The 24,025-nt window shown below is 64.6% G+C and carries 24 protein-coding genes and 2 tRNA genes; 14 read left to right on the forward strand and 12 right to left on the reverse strand.

Annotation, left to right across the window (positions count from 1 at the left end):
- The first annotated feature begins 4 nt into the window (after positions 1–4).
- The 7 genes from GSQ83_RS23045 to GSQ83_RS23075 all read left to right on the forward strand — a co-directional run bounded on the left by GSQ83_RS23045 (position 5) and on the right by GSQ83_RS23075 (position 5,936).
- Positions 5–898 (forward strand): helix-turn-helix domain-containing protein, encoded by an 894-nt coding sequence (locus GSQ83_RS23045; protein WP_158805206.1) that lies wholly within the window; start codon positions 5–7, stop codon positions 896–898.
- Positions 895–1,746 (forward strand): 3-mercaptopyruvate sulfurtransferase, encoded by an 852-nt coding sequence (gene sseA, locus GSQ83_RS23050; protein ID WP_158805207.1) that lies wholly within the window; start codon positions 895–897, stop codon positions 1,744–1,746. The genes GSQ83_RS23045 and sseA overlap by 4 nt, the downstream gene beginning before the upstream one ends.
- A gap of 49 nt (positions 1,747–1,795) precedes the next feature.
- On the forward strand, positions 1,796–2,962 hold the full coding sequence (gene metC, locus GSQ83_RS23055; RefSeq protein WP_158805208.1) for a cystathionine beta-lyase: 1,167 nt from the start codon (positions 1,796–1,798) through the stop codon (positions 2,960–2,962).
- Positions 2,959–3,369, forward strand: a complete 411-nt coding sequence (gene hisI / locus GSQ83_RS23060; protein ID WP_158805209.1) for a phosphoribosyl-AMP cyclohydrolase — start codon at positions 2,959–2,961, stop codon at positions 3,367–3,369. Before metC ends, hisI begins: the two co-directional genes overlap by 4 nt.
- A complete protein-coding gene (locus tag GSQ83_RS23065; RefSeq protein WP_158805210.1) occupies positions 3,362–4,195 on the forward strand; it encodes a DUF72 domain-containing protein in 834 nt (277 codons plus the stop codon). Before hisI ends, GSQ83_RS23065 begins: the two co-directional genes overlap by 8 nt.
- Positions 4,196–4,228: 33 nt before the next feature.
- Complete coding sequence (locus GSQ83_RS23070) at positions 4,229–5,002, forward strand: VOC family protein (RefSeq protein ID WP_158805211.1); 774 nt, start codon at positions 4,229–4,231, stop codon at positions 5,000–5,002.
- A gap of 169 nt (positions 5,003–5,171) precedes the next feature.
- Positions 5,172–5,936 carry an SDR family oxidoreductase gene (locus GSQ83_RS23075; RefSeq protein WP_158805212.1) on the forward strand — a complete coding sequence of 255 codons (765 nt, stop codon included), beginning with the start codon at positions 5,172–5,174 and terminating at the stop codon, positions 5,934–5,936.
- 35 nt (positions 5,937–5,971) lie between these two features.
- Here GSQ83_RS23075 and GSQ83_RS23080 read toward each other — a convergent pair whose 3' ends face one another.
- A complete protein-coding gene (locus tag GSQ83_RS23080; RefSeq protein ID WP_158805213.1) occupies positions 5,972–6,886 on the reverse strand; it encodes a LysR substrate-binding domain-containing protein in 915 nt (304 codons plus the stop codon).
- A 109-nt stretch (positions 6,887–6,995) separates the two neighbouring features.
- Between GSQ83_RS23080 and GSQ83_RS23085 the strand changes: the two genes are divergently transcribed.
- Genes GSQ83_RS23085 through GSQ83_RS23110 form a run of 6 tightly spaced genes read left to right on the forward strand, consistent with a single transcriptional unit; the run spans position 6,996 to position 13,066 of the window.
- Complete coding sequence (locus GSQ83_RS23085) at positions 6,996–7,748, forward strand: SDR family NAD(P)-dependent oxidoreductase (RefSeq protein WP_158805214.1); 753 nt, start codon at positions 6,996–6,998, stop codon at positions 7,746–7,748.
- On the forward strand, positions 7,741–8,586 hold the full coding sequence (locus tag GSQ83_RS23090; RefSeq protein ID WP_158805215.1) for a transketolase: 846 nt from the start codon (positions 7,741–7,743) through the stop codon (positions 8,584–8,586). The genes GSQ83_RS23085 and GSQ83_RS23090 overlap by 8 nt, the downstream gene beginning before the upstream one ends.
- Positions 8,583–9,584 carry a transketolase family protein gene (locus GSQ83_RS23095; RefSeq protein WP_158805216.1) on the forward strand — a complete coding sequence of 334 codons (1,002 nt, stop codon included), beginning with the start codon at positions 8,583–8,585 and terminating at the stop codon, positions 9,582–9,584. The genes GSQ83_RS23090 and GSQ83_RS23095 overlap by 4 nt, the downstream gene beginning before the upstream one ends.
- A 5-nt stretch (positions 9,585–9,589) precedes the next feature.
- Positions 9,590–11,095, forward strand: a complete 1,506-nt coding sequence (locus tag GSQ83_RS23100) for an ATP-binding cassette domain-containing protein (protein WP_158805217.1) — start codon at positions 9,590–9,592, stop codon at positions 11,093–11,095.
- The gene (locus GSQ83_RS23105) at positions 11,092–12,033 is read left to right on the forward strand and encodes an ABC transporter permease (protein WP_158805218.1); all 942 of its coding nucleotides are present in this window, start codon (positions 11,092–11,094) and stop codon (positions 12,031–12,033) included. Before GSQ83_RS23100 ends, GSQ83_RS23105 begins: the two co-directional genes overlap by 4 nt.
- Positions 12,034–12,067: 34 nt before the next feature.
- On the forward strand, positions 12,068–13,066 hold the full coding sequence (locus GSQ83_RS23110) for a substrate-binding domain-containing protein (protein WP_158805219.1): 999 nt from the start codon (positions 12,068–12,070) through the stop codon (positions 13,064–13,066).
- A 428-nt stretch (positions 13,067–13,494) separates the two neighbouring features.
- Here GSQ83_RS23110 and GSQ83_RS23120 read toward each other — a convergent pair.
- The 5 genes from GSQ83_RS23120 to GSQ83_RS23140 all read right to left on the reverse strand — a co-directional run bounded on the left by GSQ83_RS23120 (position 13,495) and on the right by GSQ83_RS23140 (position 15,697).
- Positions 13,495–13,571: transfer RNA gene (locus tag GSQ83_RS23120), tRNA-Arg, on the reverse strand.
- Positions 13,572–13,583: 12 nt separating this feature from the next.
- A complete protein-coding gene (locus GSQ83_RS23125) occupies positions 13,584–13,889 on the reverse strand; it encodes an ETC complex I subunit (RefSeq protein ID WP_158805221.1) in 306 nt (101 codons plus the stop codon).
- A 37-nt stretch (positions 13,890–13,926) separates the two neighbouring features.
- Positions 13,927–14,003, reverse strand: a tRNA-Pro gene (locus GSQ83_RS23130).
- 51 nt (positions 14,004–14,054) lie between these two features.
- Entirely contained in the window at positions 14,055–14,555 is a 501-nt protein-coding gene (locus tag GSQ83_RS23135; RefSeq protein WP_254065856.1) for a DUF192 domain-containing protein, read from the reverse strand.
- The gene (locus GSQ83_RS23140; RefSeq protein WP_174246723.1) at positions 14,552–15,697 is read right to left on the reverse strand and encodes an acetoin utilization protein AcuC; all 1,146 of its coding nucleotides are present in this window, start codon (positions 15,695–15,697) and stop codon (positions 14,552–14,554) included. The genes GSQ83_RS23135 and GSQ83_RS23140 overlap by 4 nt, the downstream gene beginning before the upstream one ends.
- Positions 15,698–16,022: 325 nt before the next feature.
- Here GSQ83_RS23140 and alaS point away from each other — a divergent pair, with 325 nt between their 5' ends.
- Positions 16,023–18,665, forward strand: a complete 2,643-nt coding sequence (alaS, locus tag GSQ83_RS23145; protein ID WP_158805222.1) for an alanine--tRNA ligase — start codon at positions 16,023–16,025, stop codon at positions 18,663–18,665.
- 164 nt (positions 18,666–18,829) lie between these two features.
- Here the strand turns inward: alaS and GSQ83_RS23150 are convergent, their stop codons facing one another.
- Genes GSQ83_RS23150 through GSQ83_RS23175 form a run of 6 tightly spaced genes read right to left on the reverse strand, consistent with a single transcriptional unit; the run spans position 18,830 to position 23,917 of the window.
- Positions 18,830–19,129: a putative quinol monooxygenase gene (locus GSQ83_RS23150; RefSeq protein WP_158805223.1), complete on the reverse strand. Its 300-nt coding sequence runs from the start codon at positions 19,127–19,129 to the stop codon at positions 18,830–18,832.
- 31 nt (positions 19,130–19,160) lie between these two features.
- Positions 19,161–20,045 carry an N-carbamoylputrescine amidase gene (gene aguB, locus GSQ83_RS23155; RefSeq protein ID WP_158805224.1) on the reverse strand — a complete coding sequence of 295 codons (885 nt, stop codon included), beginning with the start codon at positions 20,043–20,045 and terminating at the stop codon, positions 19,161–19,163.
- A complete protein-coding gene (locus tag GSQ83_RS23160; RefSeq protein WP_254065857.1) occupies positions 20,038–20,916 on the reverse strand; it encodes a DUF3445 domain-containing protein in 879 nt (292 codons plus the stop codon). The genes aguB and GSQ83_RS23160 overlap by 8 nt, the downstream gene beginning before the upstream one ends.
- On the reverse strand, positions 20,909–21,916 hold the full coding sequence (locus GSQ83_RS23165) for an ABC transporter ATP-binding protein (protein ID WP_158805225.1): 1,008 nt from the start codon (positions 21,914–21,916) through the stop codon (positions 20,909–20,911). The genes GSQ83_RS23160 and GSQ83_RS23165 overlap by 8 nt, the downstream gene beginning before the upstream one ends.
- Positions 21,913–22,953: an ABC transporter ATP-binding protein gene (locus tag GSQ83_RS23170; protein WP_158805226.1), complete on the reverse strand. Its 1,041-nt coding sequence runs from the start codon at positions 22,951–22,953 to the stop codon at positions 21,913–21,915. The genes GSQ83_RS23165 and GSQ83_RS23170 overlap by 4 nt, the downstream gene beginning before the upstream one ends.
- Positions 22,943–23,917, reverse strand: coding sequence for an ABC transporter permease (locus GSQ83_RS23175; protein ID WP_158805227.1), 975 nt, complete (start codon positions 23,915–23,917; stop codon positions 22,943–22,945). The genes GSQ83_RS23170 and GSQ83_RS23175 overlap by 11 nt, the downstream gene beginning before the upstream one ends.
- Positions 23,918–24,025 lie beyond the last annotated feature (108 nt).

A 24,025-nucleotide genomic window follows, 5' to 3' on the forward strand; every position in this document is an offset into this window, starting at 1 on the left:
GTCGGTGCGCCTGAACGATATCGGACAACAACTCCGTGCTTACAGGATGGAGTCGGGGCTGCGGGCGGACGAGATTGCTGCACGACTCGGTGTGTCTCGTGCGGCACTCTACCGTTACGAGAAGGGCGAGGTTATCAAGCTCGACACGGTACAGCGTCTCGCCGAGCTCCTCAAGATTTCCCCGCTCGCGCTGCTCGGTGTCGGCGTGGAATATTACACGCGGCTCACCGGCTATTTGGAGCGTATCCGCCAGATCGAGGAGAGTGCTGACCAGATATTGCACCTGTCTGGGCCATTCCATTATCTCATGACCTCGGACAATTTTGACACCATCTACGCGGAGGCCCTTAACGAATTAGTAGCGCAAGCCGGCGATGATCGGGCGGCGCTACGCGCGCAATCGGACCAGGTTCTCAATCTCATGGCGGAACGCCGTCGCTCATTTCAGAACAGGCGGCCCAATATCGTGGCTATCATCGCGGCCGAGGCGATCGACCAGTATATCCGGCGGCCACCAAGCACGCGCTTTACGGCCTCGCCACGACTCCGCCGGCGGATGCTCGACGCTTCGGTGACGGAGCTGATGACTATCGCAGATCTTATGGAGGCGGAACCGATTGGCTTCCAGTTTGGCCTGCTCACTAACGAAGTCCCGATTACCAACTTCACGGTGCTTCGATCGCGCGAGCGTGCGCAGATCGCGATCAATCCATTCCGCTCTGACGCACATCCGACCCAGGTTGGCTGCGTAATGATCACCTCTGCGGAGGAAGCGATCGGCGCGCATCAACGGGTAGCGGAGGTCTGCTGGCGCGACGCCCTGAAAGGCTCTGCTGGGGCACAGAAGCTCAGGGCTTTGGTGAAGGTAGCATCGGATGCGGAGAGCGCCATCGCATGATGCCGCTTGTCTCGACGAACTGGCTAGCCGAACATCTCGGTGAGCCAGGCATCGTGGTCTGCGACTGTTCCTTCCATTTGCCGGCTGACGCGCGCGACGCCACCGCCGAATATCGTGCGGCGCGTATCCCAGGGTCCCGTTTCTTCGATATAGAAACTATCGCCGATCGCAGTACCGGACTTCCGCATATGCTGCCCGAGGCGTCGGCTTTCGCCGACATGGTCGGCGCGCTGGGTATCGATAACGAATCCACCGTCATCTTTTACGATCAGACGGGACTATTTTCCGCGGCGCGCGGCTGGTGGATGATGGCGGCATTCGGGCATGACCGTGCCGCGGTGCTAGACGGTGGACTGCCGAAGTGGCGCGCCGAAGGCCGGCCGCTCGATATCGGGCTGCCCATGGAGGTTCCCGCCGCGTCCTTTACGTCGCGATCGCAGCCCGAACTCGTCCGCGACCTCGTCGCGATGCGCAATCTGGTGCAGAGCGACTCGGTGGTGATCCTCGATGCCCGTGCCGCCAATCGGTTCGCCGGCACCGTGCCCGAGCCCCGGCCGGGCTTGCGGTCTGGACATATGAGGGGCGCACACAATCTGCCGTTTACCGAATTGTTGGCCGGCGACGGTACGATGCTATTGCCCGACCAATTGCGTGCCCGCTTTGCAACGGCGGGCGTGGATGGCACCAAACCGGTGGTGACGAGCTGTGGCTCTGGCGTCACCGCGGCCGTGCTTAGCCTTGGCCTCGCCGTGGCTGGATTGCCGGGCGGCGCGCTTTATGATGGTTCTTGGGCGGAATGGGGCTCCCGCCCCGAGACAGCACCGGATTCTGAAACCTATGCCGCATGACTCGCCCGAAGACCATTCGCCGAGACGGGAGCTTCAACCTTCCACACGGATGACGCAGGTCGGTCGAACCTCCACCCGCGGCTACGGCTTCGTCAATCCCGCGGTGGTTCGCGGATCCACCGTTCTGCACCCGGATCTCGCCCATATGCGCGGCGTGGAGACGGCGCGTTACGAGCAGGCCGTCGTCTACGGCACTCACGGCACGCCGACCCATTTCGCTCTGGAAGACGCGGTCGCGGAGATTGAAGGCGGTACGCGTTGCCAGGTCGTTTCCTCGGGCCTGGCAGCGGTCACCACCGCGCTGCTCGCCTTCGTGAAGGCTGGCCAGCATATTCTGGTGCCGGATAGCGTTTACGGCCCGACGCGGCGCTTCTGCGGCGGCATACTCGCCGGCTTTGGCGTGGAGACTACCTATTACGACCCCATGATCTCGGCGGCGGGGCTCGATGAGCTGATGCGGCCGACCACTCGGGTGGTCTTCACCGAGAGTCCGGGCAGCCATACTTTCGAGGTGCAGGACGTTCCGGCCCTGGCGGAGGTGGCGCATCGCCACGGTGCCAAGGTGCTGCTGGACAACACCTGGGGCATCCATTTCTTCCAGCCCTTCACCCACGGCGTCGATGTCTCGATCCAGGCGCTGACGAAATATGCCGGCGGCCATTCCGACATTATCCTGGGGGCCGTGACCGTCGCGACGCCAGAGGATTGGATCAGGCTGCGGGACGCCGCCACGTCGCTCGGCCAATATGCGAGCCCCGATGACTGCTGGCTGGCGCTGCGAGGCATCCGGAGCCTCGGCGTAAGGCTGTCCCGCCAGATGCAATCCGGCCTCCTCGTGGCGCGCTGGCTGGAGCAGCGGCCCGAGGTGCTGCGTATTCTGCATCCGGCTTTGCCGGGTTCGCCGGGCCATGAAATTTGGGAGCGGGACTTCTCCGGTGCCCCAAGTCTCTTTGGGCTGGTGCTGAAGCCCGAATACAGCCTGCACGCGATGCACGCGATGATCGATAGCCTCGAGTTATTCGGCATCGGCGCATCCTGGGGGGGGTTCGAGAGCCTGGTGCTGCCGACCACCGAGACGATCCGCCGCTCCGCCGGAACCGGCGATTTCGGCGGCGAGATCATGCGGCTGCATGTTGGGCTGGAAGATCCCGCTGATCTGATCGCGGATCTGGAGCGTGGCTTCCGTCAGCTCCGCGAAGCCACGATGCGGGGATGACCAGGTCCGAAACCGTGCTGGCTGCCATCGCTTTCGATGCCGCCGGCTTGGTGCCCGCTATCGCGCAGCAGCACGATACCGGCGAGGTCCTCATGATGGCCTGGATGAATCGCGAGTCCGTGGCCGAGACCCTGGCGACCGGGCGGGTCTGCTATTTCAGCCGTAGCCGCAACCGGCTGTGGCGCAAGGGCGAGCAGTCCGGACAGGTGCAGCGCCTCGTGGAGCTGCGGATCGACTGCGACGGCGATGCGCTGCTTCTGCGCGTGGATCAAACGGGCGTCGCCTGCCATACCGGGCGTCGAAGCTGCTTCTACCGCGCCGCGACGCCGGACGGACTTGCCGAAATTGTCGCGCTGGAGGTCTCCCCGGAGGCTCTCTACGGCCATACGGAGGCGAGTCATGGCTAAGAGGGCGGAGACCGCGAAAGCGGGCGCCATCCGGGTCGGCGTTGGAGGCTGGACCTTCGAGCCATGGCGCGGCGTCTTCTATCCCGAGGGTTTGGCGCAACGGCGAGAGCTGGAATACGCCGCCTCCCACCTCACCACGATCGAGATCAACGGCACCTATTACGGCTCGCAGAAGCCGGAGAGCTTCGCGAAATGGCGGGATGAGACCCCGGAGGGCTTCGTTTTCTCCGTCAAGGGTCCGCGCTTCACCACCAACCGACGCAAGCTCGCCGAGGCCGCGCCATCGATCGAGCGATTCTTCACGAGCGGCGTCATGGAACTGCGTGAGAAGCTCGGCCCGATCAATTGGCAGTTCCTCCCCACCAAGCAGTTCAATGCGGAGGATTTCGCCGCTTTCCTCGCCTTGCTGCCGAAAAGCATCGCAGGCGTGAAGTTGCGCCACGTGGTCGAGGTGCGGCATGCGAGTTTCCGCGTGCCGGCTTTCATCGCGCTGTTGCGGGAATACGAGGTCGCCACGGTCTGCACGGACAAGGCGGACTTTCCGCAGATCCCTGATGTGACCGCACCCTTCGTCTATGCCCGGCTGCAGGCCGCCGCGGAGTCGGAAACCGTCGGCTATCCGCTCAACATGTTGGACAGTTGGGCCGCGCGTGGCCGTGCCTGGGCGGCTGGGGGAGCGCCAGCGGACCTCGAAACGGTCGGTCCGTCCCAAAAAAATCAGGCCGCGGGACGCGATGTCTTCATCTACATGATCAACGGCTTCAAGCCGAAGGCCCCAGCTGCCGCGATGGCGCTGATCGAGCGTTTGTCGCGCGCCGAAGCGTAAGCGACCGCAAAAACCAAGCCTGGGAGACAGGAAATGGCCGACGCAATGGGACAGTTCGTCTGGTACGAGCTGATGACGACGGATGCCGACGCGGCTGAGGAATTTTACCGCAGCGTGATCGGCTGGGGTGTTCAGGACGCCAGCAGGCCCGAGTTTCGATACACCCTTCTCACGGCCGGGGAGATTCCGGTCGGCGGGGTAATGGACCTGCCCGATGCCGCGCGCGAGATGGGCGCGGGTCCTGGCTGGATCGGCTATATCGCAGTCGATGACGTCGATGGCCGAGCCGCCATGCTGGCCAAGGCGGGCGGCAAGATCCATCGCTCGCCAGAGGATATTCCCGAGGTCGGCCGTTTCGCGGTCGTGGCCGATCCGCAAGGCGCGGTTTTCGTTTTATTCAAGAGTTTGTTGAATCAGCCTGTGCCCTCCGCCCCCCTTGGGACGCCGGGCCATGGTGGCTGGCGCGAGCTGCATGCCGCGGACTGGGAATCGGCTTTCGCCTTCTATTCCGGCCTGTTCGGATGGAACAAGGGCGAGGCGATGGATATGGGGCCGATGGGCGTCTATCAGCTTTTCGCGCGAGGCGCGGAGCCGATCGGCGGCATGATGACCAAGCAGGACGCGGTTCCCCATCCCTTCTGGCTGTTTTACTTCAATGTCGAGGGCACCACGGAGGCGGCGGGCCGTGTGGAGGTCGCCGGCGGCCGAGTTCTCAATGGACCAGTGGAGGTGCCGGGCGGCATGTGGATCCTCCATTGTATCGATCCTCAAGGTGCCATGTTCGCCTTGGTCGCCGCCCGCCGTTAAGGCTTCGGGCAGGTGGGTCGGTGCGGCGTGTTGCTCGGGGCTCATATCGTCGCCGCATCGACAGGAAACTGATATGCCGGGCGCACTGTCTTGACAGGTCCTGCGCCGAGCGGCTGCCCTGCGGCGTGGTTCCTCACGGGAACACACGGTCTTCCCGGGGGAAATCGATATGAGTGCGTTCGGCATGGTTCAGGACAAGGTCGCCATCATCACTGGTGGGGCCAGCGGCATTGGTCTCTCGACCGCGACATTGTTCGCGCAAGAGGGCTCGAAGCTCGTCATCGCGGATATCAATGAAGCGGGCGCCATCGCCGCCGCGCGGGAACTTGGCGGCGGCGCGATCGGTGTCGGCGTGGATGTCAGCAAGGCGGCCGAGGTTCAGGCGATGGTCGCGGCCGCTGTCGCGGCCTTCGGGCGCATCGATGTGCTGGTCAATAACGCGGGTTTCGGCTTCAGAGGGACTGTGGAAACGATCGAGGAGGCAGACTGGGACCGGCTGATCTCGGTCAACCTCAAGGGCATTTTCCTCTGCGCCAAATATGTGATTCCGGTGATGGCGCGGCACGGTGGCGGCAGCATCGTCAACACCGGTTCGTACACGGCGACCTCGGCGATCGCGGATCGCGCGGCTTATGTCGCGTCCAAGGGCGGCATCGGCGCTTTGACGCGGGCGATGGCGATCGATCACGCGAAGCAAAACATCCGCGTCAATTGCGTGGCGCCGGGAACGATCTCGTCGCCCTATTTCGACAAGATGTTCGCGCAGGCAGCAGATCCCGAGGCGTTGCGCGCGGAGCTAGACGGCCGCGCGCTGATGGGCCGCATGGGCAAGCCGGATGAAGTCGCGGAGGCGATTTTGTGGCTCGCCTCGCGGCGTTCCGGCTTCGCGACGGGCAGCACTCTCACGATCGACGGCGGCACGAGCATTTGGTGACGAGACGATACGCGCCCCGGCAACGACATCGCCCGCTATGGCAGGGCGCGGCCGGGCAGTCCGAGCTCGGCCAGCAGCCAATCGAGAAATAGCCGTAAACCCCGGCTATGCGACAAGCCTCGCGGAAAGACCAGGTGGTGGCCGATATAGGTCACGTCCTGGCAGCGCCCGAGGAGCGGCCGGACAAGACGCCCCGAAAGCAATTCCCGCTCCGCGAGCAGTGTCGATTCCAGCGCGACGCCCAAGCCGTCAGCCGCCGCGCTGAGCGAAAAGAAGCTGCGATCGAAGCGCGGTCCGTGCGGCGCGGGCGCCACCATGCCATTGGCCTTGAACCAGGCATCCCAGCGGATCTTCTTATTGTCGCTCTCGATCAAGGGATGGTCGAGCAAGGCGGCGACCGAGGTAATGCGTGGCGCCATCGCCGGGCAGCAAAGCGGCGTTACGGTTTCCTCGATGAGCGGAAGGATGACGATGCCCTCATGCCCGCGCGGGCCGTAGGCTTTCGGCTCCGGCGCGCCATAGACGATATCGGCATCGAACTCGTCGGCGACGAAGCGCGTGTAGTCGGTACCAGCCGCAAGACGTAGTTCCAGGCCGCCTCGCCGCCCGAGTAGCTGTGGCAGGCGCGGCACCAGCCACTGCGCTGCAAAGCTCGGGGCGCAGTGTAAGCGCAGCAGTGTGGGACCGCGCGTCGAAACACTGAGAAGTCCGTGACGCAGTTCGCCGAAGCCGCGCTCCACATGCGTCATGAGCGTTTCGCCCTCGACTGTCAGCCGCACGGAACGGCCATCCCGCGCGAAAAGCGGCGCGCCGATCTGTCGCTCCAGTCCGCGGATGGCATGGCTGACCGCGCTGGGTGTCAGCGACAGGGAAACCGCGGCGGCGCGGAAAGAGCCGGTGCGGGCCGCCGCCTCGAAGGCCCTCATCGCGGAAAGGGGAAGAGCGCGCATAGCCAATGATGAGCCTGATTCACCCTTGGGTGCAAACTTCGCGCTTGTTTGTAAGGGGGTATATTAGGCATGGCTCCCTCAAGCGGACTACCGCAGGGAGGAAAATCGGATGCTGCTCGCGAATAAGGTCGCCGTCATTTCGGGCGCCGCCGGTCCCCGGGGCATCGGCCTCGCCACTGCCAAGCTCTTCGCGCAGCACGGCGCCCGCGTTGTCATCCTCGATCTCGAAGGCGCCAAGCCGAGCGAAGTGGCGAACAGCATCGGCCCGGAGCATCGCGGCTATGTCTGCAATGTCGTCAATCTCGACCAGTGCCACAAGGTGGCCACACAGGTCATCGCCGACCTCGGACAGGTCGATATTCTTGTCAACAACGCCGGCATCAGCCAGCCGCTGAAACTCCTCGAAATCAAACCCGCCGATTACGACGCGGTTTTGGATGTGAACCTGCGCGGCGTTCTCTATCTCAGCCAGGCCTTCATTCCCCATATGCGAGAGCGCAAGCAAGGCTCGATCATGTTCACGTCTTCCGTTTCGGCGCAGCGGGGCGGCGGCATCTTTGGTGGCCCGCACTATTCGGCTTCCAAGGCCGGGGTGCTTGGTCTTGCCAAGAATATGGCGCGGGAATTCGGCATTGATGGAATCCGGTCGAATTGCGTGACCCCCGGCCTGATCCAGACCGACATCACGGGCGGCAAGCTGACCGCGGAGATGAAGGAGGAAATCGCGCGGGGCGTGCCGCTCAACCGCCTTGGCGTGGCCGATGACGTCGCCGGAGCCTTCCTGTTTCTCGCCTCCGATCTTTCCTCCTACATCACCGGTGCCACCATCGACGTGAATGGCGGAATGCTGATCCATGGTTGAGGATCATCTCCGCAACGCGCCGAGCCTCGCCGCGCGCGCCTGGTCGATCCGGCGCAATGCGGTGCTGATGGGCGAAGTGCAAGGCCAGGGCTATATCGCCCAGGCCCTCGGCATTTCGGACGTGCTGGCGGTGGCGTATTTCCACGGCATGACCTATCGCGCGGAAGACCCGCATTGGGAACAGCGCGACCGTTTCCTGCTCTCCATCGGCCATTACGCCATCGCGCTCTACGCCGCCCTCATCGAGGCCGGCATCCTGCCGCGCGACGAATTGGAGAGTTACGGATCGGATGACAGCCGGCTACCGATGTCGGGCATGGCCTCCTATACGCCCGGCATGGAGATCACCGGCGGCTCGCTTGGGCAAGGCTTGAGCATCGCGGTCGGCATGGCGCTTGGCCTGAAGCGCAAGAAGAACCCCGCGTTCATCTATAACCTGCTGTCGGACGGCGAAGTCGATGAAGGTGCGACCTGGGAGGCCGCGATGTCCGCCGGCCACTGGAAGCTCGACAATCTTATTGCGCTGGTCGATGTCAACAATCAGCAGGCCGACGGACCCTCGACCGCAATGCTGAACTTCGAGCCTCTGGCGGACAAGTGGGGCGCTTTTGGTTGGCATGTGCAGCGTGTGAATGGCAACGATATTCCAGCTCTGGTCGCTGCCTTCGAGACTGCGCGGAACCTTTCCGATCCCAAGCCGCGCGTCATCATTTGCGATACCAAGATGGCGCGTGGTGTGCCCTTTCTGGAAGCGCGCGACCGCAATCACTTCCTGCGCGTCGAGCCCGCGGAGTGGACCGAAGCCCTCGCAATTCTTGATGCCACGAGGCCCGCATGAGCCAGTCGTCACCACCGCAAAAAGCGCGGCTCAAGACCTCGGCAATGATCGCCTCGCTGGCCGCCGAAGGGCAGCGGACTAAACCCGCGCCTTTCGGTCATGCGCTGGCGAAACTCGCAGAGACGCGGCCGGAAGTCGTCGGAATGACGGCGGATCTCGGCAAATACACTGACCTGCACATCTTTGGGCAGGCGCATCCCGACCGTTACTACCAGATGGGGATGGCCGAACAGTTGCTGATGGGCGCTGCATCCGGCATGGCACGTGAGGGTTTCATGCCCTTCGCTACCACATATGCGGTCTTCGCCTCCCGCCGCGCGCATGATTTCATCTGCATGGCGATCGCCGAGGAGAAGCTCAACGTCAAGATCGCCTGTGCTCTGCCCGGTCTGACGACAGGCTATGGCCCAAGTCACCAGGCGACCGACGATATCGCGATCTTCCGCGCCATGCCGAACCTCACCATCATCGATCCCTGCGATGCGCTCGATATCGAGCAAATCGTGCCCGCCATCGCGGCGCATGATGGCCCGGTCTATCTTCGGCTGTTGCGCGGCCAGGTGCCACTCGTGCTCGACGAATACGATTATGAGTTCAAGCTCGGCCAGGCGGCTTTGCTGCGCGATGGCGGCGACGCGCTGATCGTCTCGTCGGGTTTCATGACGATGCGTGCGCTCGAAACCGCGAAGCTGCTGGAGGCGGATGGCGTTTCCCTCGCCGTGCTGCATTCGCCCACCATCAAGCCGCTGGATGTCGCGAGCATCACCCGAGAGGCACGGCGCAGCGGCCGGCTTGTCATCGTCGCCGAAAACCATTCGGTGATCGGCGGATTGGGCGAAGCTGTGGCGGGCGTGTTGATGCGTGAGGGCATCCACTGTGCCTTCCGCCAGATCGGTCTGCCGGATGAGTTTCTCGACGCGGGCGCCCTGCCGACGCTGCATGACCGCTATGGCATCTCGGCGGAAGCCATGCGCGCCAGCATCAAGGGCTGGCTCTGACCGCCATGGCCGACAAAGGTTTCCTCCTCGACGCACGCGGCATCACGAAAAGCTATGGCCCGACGCATGTGCTGCGGGGCATGGATTTCGCGGTGGCGCCCGGCGAGGTGCACGCCTTCCTCGGCGGCAACGGCGCTGGGAAATCCACGCTGCTCAAGATCGTCGCCGATGTCGTTAACCGAGACGGCGGCACGCTGAACTTCGACGGGCACAGCGTCGATGAGCCGCAGGGCGCCGCCGCCCGCGCGCGCGGCCTCGCCATCGTGCACCAGGAACTCGCCGTGCTGCCGCATCTCACGGTGGCCGAGAATATCGAGCTGCCCCATTACCATCGCGGCCTCGCGCTGTTCGACAGGCGGGCCGCCGACCGCACGGCATTGTCCGCCCTTGCCCTCATCGACCGCGACTTTGCTGAACACGCCGCGCATCGCCTGGTCGGCGACCTGTCGCTGCATGAGCAGCAAATGGTGGAAATCGCCCGCGCGCTGAAATCCGGCGCGCGCCTGTTGCTGCTCGACGAGCCGACCACCAATCTGACCGCCGGCGAGGCGCAGCGGCTCTTTGCCGTGCTGCGCCGGCTGGTGAGCGAGACCGAGATCGGTGTGGTCTTCGTTTCCCATCGCATGCGGGAAATCCGCCAAGTCGCCGATGTTTGCACCATTATTCGCGATGGCGTCGCGGCGGTGCATCGCAAGCCGGTGACGGAACTGACCGACGCCGACATCGTCGAACTCATGGGCCAAGCCTCGGCACTGACCGAAACGCCAGTCGGCGGCGAGTTACCCGCGGCGGTTTCCGCCGCCCATGTGGACGCGCCGCGCCTCAAGATCGAGGGGCTCGGCTTTCCGGTCGAGGTCGGTGGCGGAGCTATCCTCGGCTTGGCGGGCGCACCGGCCGGGCCGCAGGCGCTCATCGATCTTCTCATTGGTGCCGCCCCGTTGCCGGGTGTGGTCATCCGCATAGGCGACCATCCGCAAGGCTATCGCTCGCCGCGCGAAGCGGTGCGCGACAAGGTGGGGTTCGTGTCGGGCGACCGTGCCAATCGCGGCATGCTGTCAGCATTGCCCATCATCGACAATATGCTCGCCTCCCGTCGTATCGTGGAGCGGCGCGTGCTGGTCTCCGGCAAGGAAGCGGCGCAGGCGAGATCGCTGCTTTCGGCACTGAGTATCAAGGCATCTTCCTATTGGGCGCTGCCTTCCTCGCTCAGCGGTGGCACGCAGCAGAAGCTCATCATCGCGCGCTGGCTGCAGCTTCAACCGCGCATGCTGGTGCTGGAGGAGCCAACGCGCGGCGTTGACATCGGCACCAAGCGGGACATTTACGCCCTCATTCGCGTCATGGCGCAGGCCGGCACAACTATCGTCTGGTGGTCCACGGAGCAGACCGAACTCGTCGAGCTTTGCGATACGGTTCTGGGCTTCGGCCCGGACGGCCGCGCGACCCAGTTGTTGCATGGCGCCGAGATTACCGAAGAGCGGCTCGCTGAAGCGACAGGAATGGCGGCATGATGCGAATTTTCTCGTCCTACCGCACCGAGATCGCGATCGCTGTGGCGATCGTGGTGCTCGAACTGGCCCTGGGCATTCTGGTGCCCAATGCGCTGACCTTCGGCAATATCTCGGATATCGCGCAGGCTTCCGCGCCGCTGATCATCATGGCGGTTGGCGTGCTGTTGGTGGTGATTACAGGCGGCATCGATCTCTCGGTCGGCTCCATCTTCTCGCTGACCGGCATGGTCACCGGCCTCGCGATGAATAGCGGCTACAATTCGGTGCTCAGCACGATCCTCGGCCTGCTGGTGGGCGTCGTGTTCGGCGGCATCAACGGTTTTCTCGTGACCTTCGTGGGCTTGGCGCCTTTTGTGGTGACGCTCATCACCTACGCGGTCGCGGCCAGCCTCGCCTTCATCGTGACCAACGGGCATTCGCTGCCGATCAACGACCAGAACTACTACCTGCTGAATGGCGGAACCCTGATACCCGGCGTGCCAAATTTCGTATTATTCTGCGTCGTCCTGGTCATCGTCACTGAGTTCGTGTTGCGCCGCGTCGTCGCCGGGCGCTGGGTCTATGCGATCGGCAGTAGCACGAACGCCGCCCGCCTCCTCGGCATTCCCGTCCACCGCATTCGTTTCTCGGTCTATGTCGTCTCGGGCCTTTGCGCATCTTTCGCCAGCGTGCTCAGCGTCTCTTACATCAGCAATGCGGAGGGCACGGCGGGCGAGGCGATGATGCTGCAGGCCATCGCCGCGGTCGTCATCGGCGGCGCGAGCCTGTTCGGTGGTACCGGCTCGGCTTTTGGCGCGCTGCTCGGCGCGCTCATGATCACGGTCATCCAGAACGGCGTGAACCTGATCGGCATCAATAGTTTCTGGCAAGGCTCAGTCACGGGCCTCGTCATTCTCGTCGCGGTCCTGATCGACCGTGTCAGCAAGGCAAGGCGCTAGAAGGCGCCGCGTATCTCCAGGGAAGGAACCCAAAATGCCTCGTCAACCAGGCCTCCGCTACCTGCTCGCCGCTGCCTGCGCGGTCATCGGCCTCGCGACCGTCGCGGCTCATCCGGCCAGCGCCGCGGATAAGAAGCTGACTGTTGCCTATATCGCGCCTTCGCTCGACATTTCCTATTGGCAGTGGGTGGCTTACGGCGCGAAGACCCAGGCCGCGAAGCTCGGCATGAATTATGTAGAGTTCACGTCTGAGAACTCGCCTGGCACGCAAATGAATAACGTGCGCACCGCGCTTACCCGCGGCGTCGATGCGATTGTCATGGGTCCGGTCAGTTCCAGCAGCACGCCGCCGATCCTGCGCTTGCTCAAGTCGAAGAACGTGCCGATCGCCTTCACCGGCATCGGGCCGCAGCCTGGCTCGACCGACTATACCTCGGCCGTCACCGCGAATAACTACGAGACCGGCAAGGCCGAGGGCAGTTTCGTCTGCAAGGCTGCCAAGGCGCTGGGCGGCAATAAGATCGGCATGCTCTCTCTGCCGCAGGATCGCGAGAATGCGCAGAAATACCTGAGGGGCGCCAAGGAAGCCTTCGCCGCCGACGGCTGCGATCTGGTGCAGGTACTTCAAACCCACGGGCTGACCGTGCGCGAGGCGGTGGATCAGGCCAATGACCTGCTGACCGCGCATCCGGACATCAAGGGTATCTACGGCATGTATGACGAAGCCGCGACGGGCGCCGCCAAGGCGCTGCAGACGCGTGGCCTAGTCGGCAAGATCACGGTCGCGACCGCCGACGGCAGCCCGACCACCATCAAGCTGCTGCGCGACGGCGTGATCCAGGGCCTGTTCCTGCAGGAGGCTGGCGGCCAGGGCATTGATGCGACGACCCAGGTGTTCAACGCGCTGACGGGTAAGCCGACAACCAAGGATATCCCACTCGCGGAGCCGCTGGTGACCAAAGACACCATCGACAGCCCGGAGGCCCAGGCGACCATCAAGCGCGTCTACCCGCCCTCCGCCGGCGCTTTCTGACGCCGTTCCTCATCACGGGTGAAGGCGCTCGGTGCGCCACGTGCCGTCCAGGCTTCGTTGCCCGCAAAGCGGAGTCTGGACGGATGTGAGGCCTTTGTTGCGCATGGCGGCAACGAGCATTGCCAAGTTCAGCAGGGCCAGATCTGGATAGATCGCGAGACGAAGCGGAGTGGCAAAGGGTGGCACCCGCTGCTACGCCTCTACGACCCACTAGAGCCTTGGTTCGACAAGACCTGGAAGCCGGGCGATTTTGAACGGGTAGACGCAAGCTTCTCAATGCGCGCGCCGATCGGCTCGCATCGGGAGGAGCAGCGAGCCCTCGTGAACGCTCGATAGAGTCGCCGTGCGCTCGGCCGGAGCGCTGGGTGCAATGAATGTCTAAGTTGTCACTCGATTGGTGGCCTGGCAGTAGCCCGCAAGTCTTAGATTGGCGCGCCCTGGTGGATTCGAACCACCGACCCACAGCTTAGAAGGCTGTTGCTCTATCCGACTGAGCTAAGGGCGCGGCGCAGGCGTTTCAGTGGGTCCAGTTCTCGGCCCGGTCCGTCCGGAAATTATCGGCATAGGCCTTGGGCTTCACCACGCGGCTATGCGTGATCTCGACATCGTAAGGCAGTTTGCGCGCCTCGGCATAGGCGACCGCCTCCTCCCGTGTGGGGAAGGTGAGCGTGATCTGCTGCTGCATGTCGCCGCTGCCGATCCAGCCCATCAAAGGGTCGGCACGCTTCGGCTCGGCCTGATACCACTCCAGAACCCAGCCATGGAGTGCACTGCGGCCGGACTGCATCGCGGATTTCGGGTGCTGGTAGATGCGTGCGCGCATGATCGTTCCTCTGCTCCCGCCCCGTGATCCTGGCCGATGGTCGGGGCGGCCGGACTCGAACCGGCGGCCTCGTGTACCCAAAACACGCGCGCTACCAGGCTGCGCCACGCCCCGCCCGGCGGTTCTATAGCGCGGGGTGTTACTGCCGGGTAGTAGCCATGACCGCTACTTGGTGTCGTGGAAGGCCGCCGCCACCACCTTGTCGCCGACCCCGATGTTCTCCTTCGCGGTCAGGCCGCCCTGAAGCTCCAGCACCGCCAGCACCGGGCCGCCGCTGTCATCGACCGCCAGGCTAAGCGGCACGGTGTTCTCCGAGATACTGCGGATCGTGCCGTCGGCGTTGATGAAGACCATGTCGAGCGGCACCAGGGTGTTCTTCATCCAGAACTGACCCTCCTGCGCCGCCGGGAAGACGAAGAGCATGCCGCTATCGGACGCCACCCCGTGGCGGAACATCAGGCCGACTTCCTGCTGCTGCGGGGTCATCGCCATCTCGACCTGGAACTGATGCGTCTTACCGCCATCGCTCACGATCGAGAGTGGCTGCTTCGGGAGAGTTGGCTGGGCGGCGGTGATATTGTCGTCCTGGGCCATCGCCGGCGGCGCCAGAGCGGCGAGGAAACCGGCGCAGGCAAGGCCGAGGGTAAGGTGGCGAAGGCGCATCATCCGTTCTCCGTCAGCGTCTGTCGGGCGAGCGCCCGGATTTCGTCGCGTACCGGGCCCTCGCGCGGCGCGTCGCGCAGCGTGGTGAACCAGTGATCCGGCGGGTTGCGGCCGGCCGCGCGGTTGTAGACCAGGCGGCGGAGAATTGTCTCCGCTTCCTCCGGCAGGCGAGGCGGTATCTCGAAGCCACAGAGCGTGCCCCAGATGCCGGCCCAGCAGCGCGCGACCGTATAGGGGTTATAGCCGCCGCCGCCGAGCAGGATGAGGCGGGGAGCGAGCGGCGCGATGGCCGTCACGGCCTCCCAATAGGCGTTGTTGGAGAGCGAGAGGCGGGCGAGGGGGTCTTCCTCCAGCGCATCGGCACCGCATTGCATCATGACAGCCTGCGGGCGGTAACGCTCGATCAGCGGCAGCATGGCGTTGTGCAGCAGATACCGCGCCTCGCTGTCATTATATCCGGGCGGCACCGGCAGGTTGCGGGCATTGCCGCCGCCCCGGTCTTCGGCGAGGCCAGTATGCGGCCAGCGCCCGGCCTCATGCACGCTGACCGTCATTACCCGCTCGTCGCCCGCCATGGCGTCCTGCACGCCGTCACCGTGATGGGCATCGAGGTCGAGATAGAGAAGCCGGGTGAGCCCCTGGTCGAGCCAGGACATCAGCCCGAGCACGCAATCGTTGAGGTAGCAGAAGCCCGAGGCGCGATCCGCCCGGCCGTGATGCGTGCCGCCGCCAGGCACATGGACGATTCCGCCCGCGGCGGTGAGCTGAGTGGCGAGGAGCACGCCGCCTGCGGAAGTCGCGGGGCGGGCAAAGATTTCGCGATAAACCGGGTTGCCCTCCGCTCCGATGCGATAGCGCGCGCTGTCCTCCATTGTGATGACGCCATCGCCCGCTGCCGCCGATTCTGCGCGGCGCAGCGCCGCGAGGTAGCCCGGGTCGTGGAAGCGGAGCAGTTGCGCTTCCGTGGCGGTCGGCGCCTCGCGGTAGCGCTCCTTGGGCAGCCAGCCGAGGGCGCGGCAGAGGTCGATGCAGGTCGAGACCCGCGGTACCGCGAGCGGATGGCCCGCCCCATAAGTCGAGTGGCGATAGATCTCGCTACCAACAAAGAGCGGCGGGCCGGGGAATGGGCTGGGCAGGAGCGTCACGCCACCTATATGGACTGCGGACCAAAAAAAAGGCGGTGCCGAAGCACCGCCAAGTTTAGGGAGGAAACGTCCAAGAAAGCAGCAATACGATCATGGACCGCCGTTGCTGCGATGCACAATCTAGAAATTATGATGGCGGTTTGCAAGAAGTTTTTTGCGGTGCAGCACCGCGTTGTGAACACGCTTCCGTTATAGCGATGCTCTAGGCGCATAAGGTAATAACAGCTTCTACCTTGCGCGCGCGTCCGTTGCGCCCCCGCTGCGTGACTCCGGGCAGCGCCTGCGCTAGGTGCGGCACTCCCTCCTCAAACTGGTCCAGCGCGCCATGTCCACCAGCAGCAATGATATCCGTGCCACCTTCCTCGATTATTTCGCCCGGAATGGTCATGCCGTGGTGGAGAGCTCCCCACTCGTTCCGCGCAATGACCCGACTTTGCTTTTCACGAATAGCGGCATGGTCCAGTTCAAGAACGTCTTCACTGGACAGGAGAGGCGACCCTATAGCCGCGCCACGACCGCGCAGAAATGCGTCCGCGCTGGGGGCAAGCATAATGACCTCGACAATGTCGGCTATACCGCGCGCCACCATACCTTCTTCGAAATGCTGGGGAATTTCTCTTTCGGCGACTATTTCAAGGAGCAGGCGATCGCGCACGCCTGGAACCTCGTCACCAAGGATTTCGGGCTGCCGGCTGATAAGCTGCTGGTCACGGTCTACAGCGAGGACGAAGAAGCGGCGATTTTCTGGCGCAAGATCGCAGGCCTCCCGGACAGCCGCATCATCCGCATAGCGACCTCCGACAATTTCTGGCGCATGGGCGATACAGGCCCCTGCGGCCCCTGCAGCGAGATCTTCTACGATCACGGCGCCTCCATTCCGGGCGGGCCGCCCGGTAGCGCGGATGAAGATGGCGACCGTTTCATCGAAATCTGGAACCTCGTATTCATGCAATACGATGAGGGACCGCCCGGCACGCGCGCGCCGCTGCCTCGCCCCTCGATCGATACCGGCATGGGTCTGGAGCGGTTCGCAGCCATCCTGCAGGGCAAGCATGACAACTATGATACGGACACGCTGCGCGCCCTGATCCTGGCTAGCGCCGAAGCGACCGGGCGCGATCCAGACGGGCCCGAGAAGACCAGTCACCGCGTTGTCGCAGACCATCTTCGGTCGTCGTGCTTCCTCATGGCCGATGGCGTGCTGCCCTCCAACGAGGGACGCGGCTATGTGCTGCGGCGGATCATGCGGCGGGCCATGCGGCACGCCTATCAGATGGGCGCGGGTGAACCCCTCATGCCGCGCCTGGTGCCGGCGCTGATCCGACAGATGGGCCAGGCCTATCCGGAACTGGGCCGCGCGCAGGCACTGATGACCGATACATTGCGGCTGGAGGAGACGCGTTTCCGCACTCTGCTCGAGCGCGGGCTGCATCTGCTGGCCGATGTGACCGGCCGTCTCGGCGAGGGCCAGCCTTTGGCCGGGGACGTCGCATTCCGCCTTTACGACACCTTCGGCTTTCCGCTCGACCTCACCCAGGATGCCCTGCGCGAGCAGGGCCGCACGGTGGATGTGGCGGGGTTCGAGACGGCGATGACCGAACAGCGGCGCCGCGCCCGCGCTGCCTGGGCCGGCACCGGCGATGCCGCGACCGACAGGGTATGGTTCGATCTGAAGGAACGGCTCGGCGCCACGGAGTTTCTCGGCTATGCGACCGAAAGCGTCGAGGGCGAAATCCTGGCGATCGTCGTCGATGGCGCGCCTGTCGAGCAGGCTCAGACCGGGAACGAGGTCGCGGTCATCCTCAACCAGACGCCATTTTACGCCGAGAGCGGCGGCCAGGTTGGCGACCAAGGGCTTATCAGCGGGCCGGACGGTTTGGTTATCCGCGTCACGGATACGCAGAAGAAGCTCGGCGACCTATTTGTCCATCTTGGCCATGTGGAGAGCGGTGTGGCGCGGCTTGGGCAAGCGGTGCGGGCCGATGTCGATCATACCCGCCGCGGCGCCATCCGCGCGCATCACTCGGCGACGCATTTGCTGCATGAGTCGTTGCGCCGTCATCTCGGCACCCACGTCGCGCAGAAGGGCAGTCTCAATGCGCCGGACCGCCTGCGCTTCGATGTCAGCCACCCCAAGCCCGTGACGCCGGCCGAGCTTGCCGTGGTCGAGGCCGAGGTTAATGAGCGGATCCGCGAGAATAGCGCGGTGACGACCCGGCTCATGACACCGGATCAGGCGGTGGCCGAAGGTGCCATGGCGCTGTTCGGGGAGAAATACGGCGATGAGGTTCGCGTCGTCGCGATGGGTGACGGCGACGCTGATCGCCGCGCCTATTCGATCGAGCTTTGCGGCGGCACGCATGTCGGCCGCACCGGCGATATCGGCCTGTTCCGCATCACCGGCGAGACCGGAGTTTCCGCCGGCGTGCGCCGTCTGGAAGCCGTGGCTGGGGCCAGCGCCTTCGATAGCTTGCGCGAGACGAATCGCGTTTTGGAGGAGGCGGCGGCCGCGCTTAAGGTTTCACCCGCCGAGCTTCCCGCGCGCATCGCGTCGCTCCTGGAGGACCGCCGGCGATTGGAGCGCCAGCTCGCCGAAGCCCAGCGCAAGCTGGCGACGGGTGGCGGCGAATCCGCTGTCGAGCAGATCGGGGACGTGAAGCTTTCGGCGCGCAACCTGGGCGATGTGCCGCCGCGCGATCTCAAAAGCCTCGCGGATGCCATCGGCAAGCAGATGGAGGGCGGCGGTGTGGTCGCTCTGGTGTCCACCGCCGAGGGCAAGGTCAGCATCGTGGTGGGCGTCGCGCCGGGCCTCACGGCGCGCTTCAGCGCCGTTGATCTGGCGCGGGCGGCTGCGGCGGCGGTGGGTGGCAAGGGCGGCGGCGGGCGGCCCGATCTCGCGCAATCCGGTGGACCCGACGCCGCTCAGGCGGATGCGGCGCTGGCGGCGGTGAGGGCTGCTCTGGTCTGAACCGTGCTCACGCCGCAGCGTCATGCTCGGCGAAGGCCGAGCATCCACGCCTTTTCTGGCTTCACGAAGCCAAGGCGTGGATGGCATGCCTGCGCATGCCATGACGGATCTCCTGGTCGCGGTTCAATACCGGATCATCACACGCCGGACTGACCATCTACCACTCAGACTTCGCGAAGCATGAAGATCTCAGCCTTCGCCAGGATCTCTTTCACGTCCGCCCGAAACGCACTCATGTGCGGCGCCACGCCATGGGCATCGAGCTGGGCTTTGGTTTCCCATTTCTCGATGACGACGATGGCGTCCGAGCCGAATTTATCGGGCGAGCTGTCGAGATCGACCGTTGGGAAATACTCGATGCAGCCGTCCTCGGCATGCACCACGGGCAAAAGCTGCTTGAAGCGCGCGAGCAGCGCGTCCCGTTTGCCAGGATGGGCGGTCAGGACTGCGACGAGCTGGATCATTGGCGGTTCCCTTCTTCCGGTTGCGCAGGCGTCAGGTCGTTGAGGTGGCCTGGCCGTCGAGTGTGAGGAGACTGCCATAGAGGCCTGGCCGCCGGTCGCGGAAGATCCCCCAGGCGCGGCGCTGGGCGGCAATGGCGTCGAGATCGAAGCTTGCCGTGGCCACCGTTTGGTCCTCGCGTCCTGCCTCGGCCAGGACTTCGCCTGTGGGTCCGGCGATGAAGGACGTGCCGTAGAAGGTCATGCTGGTGCCGCGCCGCCCGTCCTCGGTGCCGATGCGGTTGGAGGCCAGGAGCGGCATGAGATTTGCCCCTGCATGGCCCTGCATGACGCGCCGCCAATGCGCGGCGGAATCCAGTGTGGGATCCGACGGTTCGGAACCGATGGCTGTGGGATAGAGCAGAATCTCCGCGCCCTGCAACGCCATCGCGCGCGCCGCTTCGGGAAACCACTGATCCCAGCAGATACCGACGCCGATACATCCGACTCGCGTATCCCAGACCCGGAAGCCGGTATCGCCAGGCGAGAAGTAGTATTTCTCCGTATAGCCCGGCGCATCGGGGATATGGCTCTTGCGATAGCGGCCGAGCACACGGCCATCGGCGTCGATGATCGCGATGCTGTTGTAAAAGGCCTGGCCCGCGCGCTCGAAGAAACTGATGGGCAGCACAACGCCAAGCTCGGCCGCCAAGCCGGCGAAGCGGGTAATGATGGGGTTGTTCTCAAATGGCGCGGCCAGATCGAAGAAACTCGCGTCCTGGTCCTGGCAGAAATAGGGCGCGGCGAATAATTCCTGGATGAGTACGAGACCAGCGCCGCGGCTATGCGCCTCTCGGATAAGCGATTCTGCGCGGTCGAGATTGGCCTGCAGATCCCAGCTCACCTTCATCTGAGTCGCGGCGACAGTCACGTTACGCATTGGAACCGGCCCCACTTTGGCGATCGAGATAGTCTAGCAGCGCGGCGCGAAAGGGCCGCAGGCTTTTGTAGCGTTCGAGTTCGGGCGGAATGCCGCGCACCGCCACCGCCAGCCGCGCGGCCTCGCCCGGCAGCGCTGTCACGTCGCTCAATGGCGTGACATGCGAGCGGATGCCGAAAACGATGGTGAGGTGCACAGGCAAAAGCCGGAACGTCTGTCGCTCGACTCTCAGCCACAGCGTTTCGCCGGCATTCTCGGCGGTGATGGATGGGTCGTGGTCCTCGCGCTCATGGCCGCCGGGCTGGAAGAGCGTGGGCTCCTCGTGGATAGACCAGTTGAGACGGGCCGCGAGGCGCCCGGGCTTCAGCGCGCCCAGAAAGCGATCGACCGGTTTGCCGAGCGTCTCCGCATAAGTCGGCACCGGCTTATGAATCGCGAGCATCGGCCGGCCAATCTTATCGGCGAGCCGCCACCGGCTTGGAAAGCAGAGCAAGGCGGCGACCAGCCTTGGCCCTTCCGGTCCTGGCTCCAGCAGGCAGAAATCCTCGGCGACCTGATGGCCGATTGCCGCGAGCGGATGGTCATTCTCGTCTTGGGCGGGCGCGACCCAGCTCGGATGATGGGCGCGGAGATGCGCCTCGATCAGCGCGCGCAGTTCGGTGCAGAGCGGTTCGGTGCCCGGCAGTGCGGCGAGGACCTCAGAACGATGTTCGGCGAGCAGCCGCCGGCGTTCCGCGATTTGGGCGAGGGCCGCATCATCGATCTCGATCCAGTCGGCTTCACGCAGCGCGGTGACGCCGAGCGCCATGCGGAACGGGCCGGCCTCGTATGGCAGATGCAGCTTGCGCTGTGGCACCATGAAGTCAGCCATGACCGGCGACCTCGCCACTTTGCAGCGGGAAATGGCAAGCGACGCGCCGGCCAGGATCGAGCGGGCGCAGCACAGGCACTTCCACGCCGCAGCGTTCCTGCGCGATGGGGCAGCGTGTGTGGAAGCGGCAGCCGGAGGGCGGATTGGTCGGGCTGGGCGGCTCGCCGCGCAGGATGGTGCGGGCGCGGATATTGCCGTGCGGATCGGGCTCCGGCACCGCCGAGATGAGGGCGGCCGTATAGGGATGCGCGGGGCTGTGCAGCACCGTGTCGGTATCGCCGATTTCCACGATGCCGCCGAGATACATCACCGCCGTTCGCGTCGCGATCTGCCGCACCACGCTCAGGTCATGCGCGATGAAGACATAGGTCAGGCCCAGCTTCTGCTGCAGGTCCATGAACAGGTTGACGATCTGCGCCTGCACCGAAACGTCCAGCGCCGATACCGGCTCGTCGGCCACCACAAGTCGCGGCGACATCGCGATGGCGCGCGCGATGCCGATGCGCTGCCGCTGGCCGCCTGAAAACTCATGTGGGAAGCGTTGCAGGAAGTCGGGCGAGAGATTGACCAGCTCCATCAGCTCGCGCAGGCGGTTCTGCACGTCGGCCTCGCTGCGCTTGCCGTGAACCCGCAGCGGTTCGGCGATGAGGTCACCCACGCGGCGGCGCGGATTGAGGGACGAATAGGGGTCCTGGAAGACCATCTGCATCTCGGCCCGCAAGGGACGCAGCTCGCGCTGGCTGAGATTGGTGATGTCCTTGCCCTGAAAGGCGATGCGCCCGTCATCGATGCTGTAAAGCCGCAGCAGGCAGCGGCCGAGCGTCGATTTGCCGCAGCCCGATTCCCCGACAAGACCCACGGTTTCACCGGGAAAGACATCGAGCGAAACATCGGTCAGTGCATGCACGATTTGCACACCGCCGGTACGGAAGCGGCTGCCGACGCGGAAGCGTTTCGTGACGCTCGCCGCATGCAGCATGGTCGGCCGCGTGCCGCTCATGCGGCGGCCCCCGGCGCGCGGATCGCCCGTTCGTGGTCCCAGTCCGGAAGATGGTCGGCGGCGAGGAAGCAGGCGACTTCCTGGGCGCCATGGCGGAACAGCGGAGGGCGGTTGCCGCAGGGCTCGAACCGGAAGTCGCAACGCGGCTGGAACGGGCAACCGGCGGGGCGCGCGGTGGGTGCGGGCGGGCTGCCGGGTATGGAAGGCAGGCGAAAGGGCCGCTCGCCATGCATCGGCGGGATCGAGCGTAGCAGGCCGAGCGTATAGGGATGGCTCGGCTGCGCGAGCACCATGGGCTTCGGCCCGCGTTCGACCACGGTTCCCGCATACATGACCATGACACGGTCCGAGATGGTGCCGACGACGCCCATGTCATGCGTGATGAGAATTACCGAGCTGCCGAAATCCCGTCGCAGGCGCTGGATGAGTTCGAGGATCTGCGCCTGCACCGTGACATCCAGCGCCGTGGTCGGCTCGTCGGCGATGAGGAGCGACGGGTTGCAGGACAGCGCCATGGCGATCATCGCGCGCTGCCGCATGCCGCCCGAAAGCTGGTGCGGATAGCGCGTCGCGGCGCGTGCCGGGGCGGGGATGCCCATCTCGCCCAGCAGCTCCACCGCGCGGGCGCGCGCGGCGCGGCGCGAGAGTTTCTGATGCGCGCGAATCTGCTCCTCGATCTGCCAGCCGATCGTATAGACGGGCGTCATCGCCGTCATCGGATCCTGGAAGATCATCGCGATGTCCCGCCCGCGCAGGTCTCGCATCTCGCGCGGATCGAGCTTTAGCAGGTCGCGGCCCTTATAGATGATCGAGCCTTCGATGATCGCGTTCGGATCGGTGATAAGCCGCATCACCGCGAGGGAGGTGATGCTTTTGCCCGAGCCCGATTCGCCGACGATGCTGAGGATTTCCCGCGCGCCGACGCTGAAGGAAATATCCTCGATGATGCGGATGACGCCCTTCTCCGAGCGGAAGGACACCGAGAGGTTGCGGACATCCAGCAGCGTCTCGGCCGGGGCCGAAGGTTCAGCGGGCATCGCGCACGCGCGGGTCGAGCCAGGCATAGGCGATATCGACGATGGCATTCGCCACGACGACGAAGAACGAAGAATACATCACGGTCGCCATGATGAATGGCAGATCTAGGTTTTGCAGCGCCTCATAGGTCAACCGCCCGACACCGGGCAGGCCGAAGACGACCTCGGTGAGCAATGCGCCACCGCCGACGAGCGCGCCAAAATCTAGGCCGAACATCGAGACAAAGGTGATGAGCGAGGTGCGCAGCGCATGGCGAAACATGATGCGCGTTTCCGATAGGCCTTTAGCGCGGGCGGTGCGGATGAAGTCTTCCTGATAGGCCTCGACCAGATTGGCGCGCAGCACGCGGCCGTAGAGGCCGATATAAAGGATCGCCAAAGTGACCCAGGGAATCACGAGGCTTTTGAACCACACCCATGGATGCAGCAGCAGCGGCGTATAGCCGAGGCCGGGAACCCAATGGAACAGCCAGGTGTTATGGAAGCGCGATTGGGTGACGAGGTTCATCACCGATCCGACCCAGAAGACCGGCATCGAGACGCCTACCAGGCCGAGGAACATGAGCGTTCGGTCGGTGATCCCGCCGCGCGTCGCCGCCGCGACCATGCCGACGATGATGGCGAAAATCACCCAGATCACGGCGGCGCCGAGAACCAGCGAGAGTGTGACCGGGGTTGCCTCGATCACCGCCGGTATCACGCGCTGGCCGCGATTGACGAAGGAGGTGAGGTCTCGGGTGACGAAAAGCCGTTCCATGACCAGCGCGTATTGCACCGGCAAAGGCCGGTCGAGGCCGAAGCTGTGCCGCACCTGCGCGAGGATTTCGGGTGTCGCATTTCGGCCGGCGATGCGAGCGGCGGGATCGGCGCCGGGGGTCGCGAAGAAGATGAGGAACACGACGATGCTGATGCCCAGCATCACGAAGATCATTTCGGCCAGCCTGCGGAGTGTGGGGAGGAGCATTAGGCGAGGCCCATGTTTAGCGTCATGGCTCGCGCGGGCCTGCGGAGTTCGAAGGGACCGTCATGGCACGCGAAGGCGTGCCATCCACGCCTTACCTTGGTCGAACAA

This window comes from Acidisoma sp. L85 (genome assembly GCF_009765865.1).
Lineage (GTDB): Bacteria > Pseudomonadota > Alphaproteobacteria > Acetobacterales > Acetobacteraceae > Acidisoma.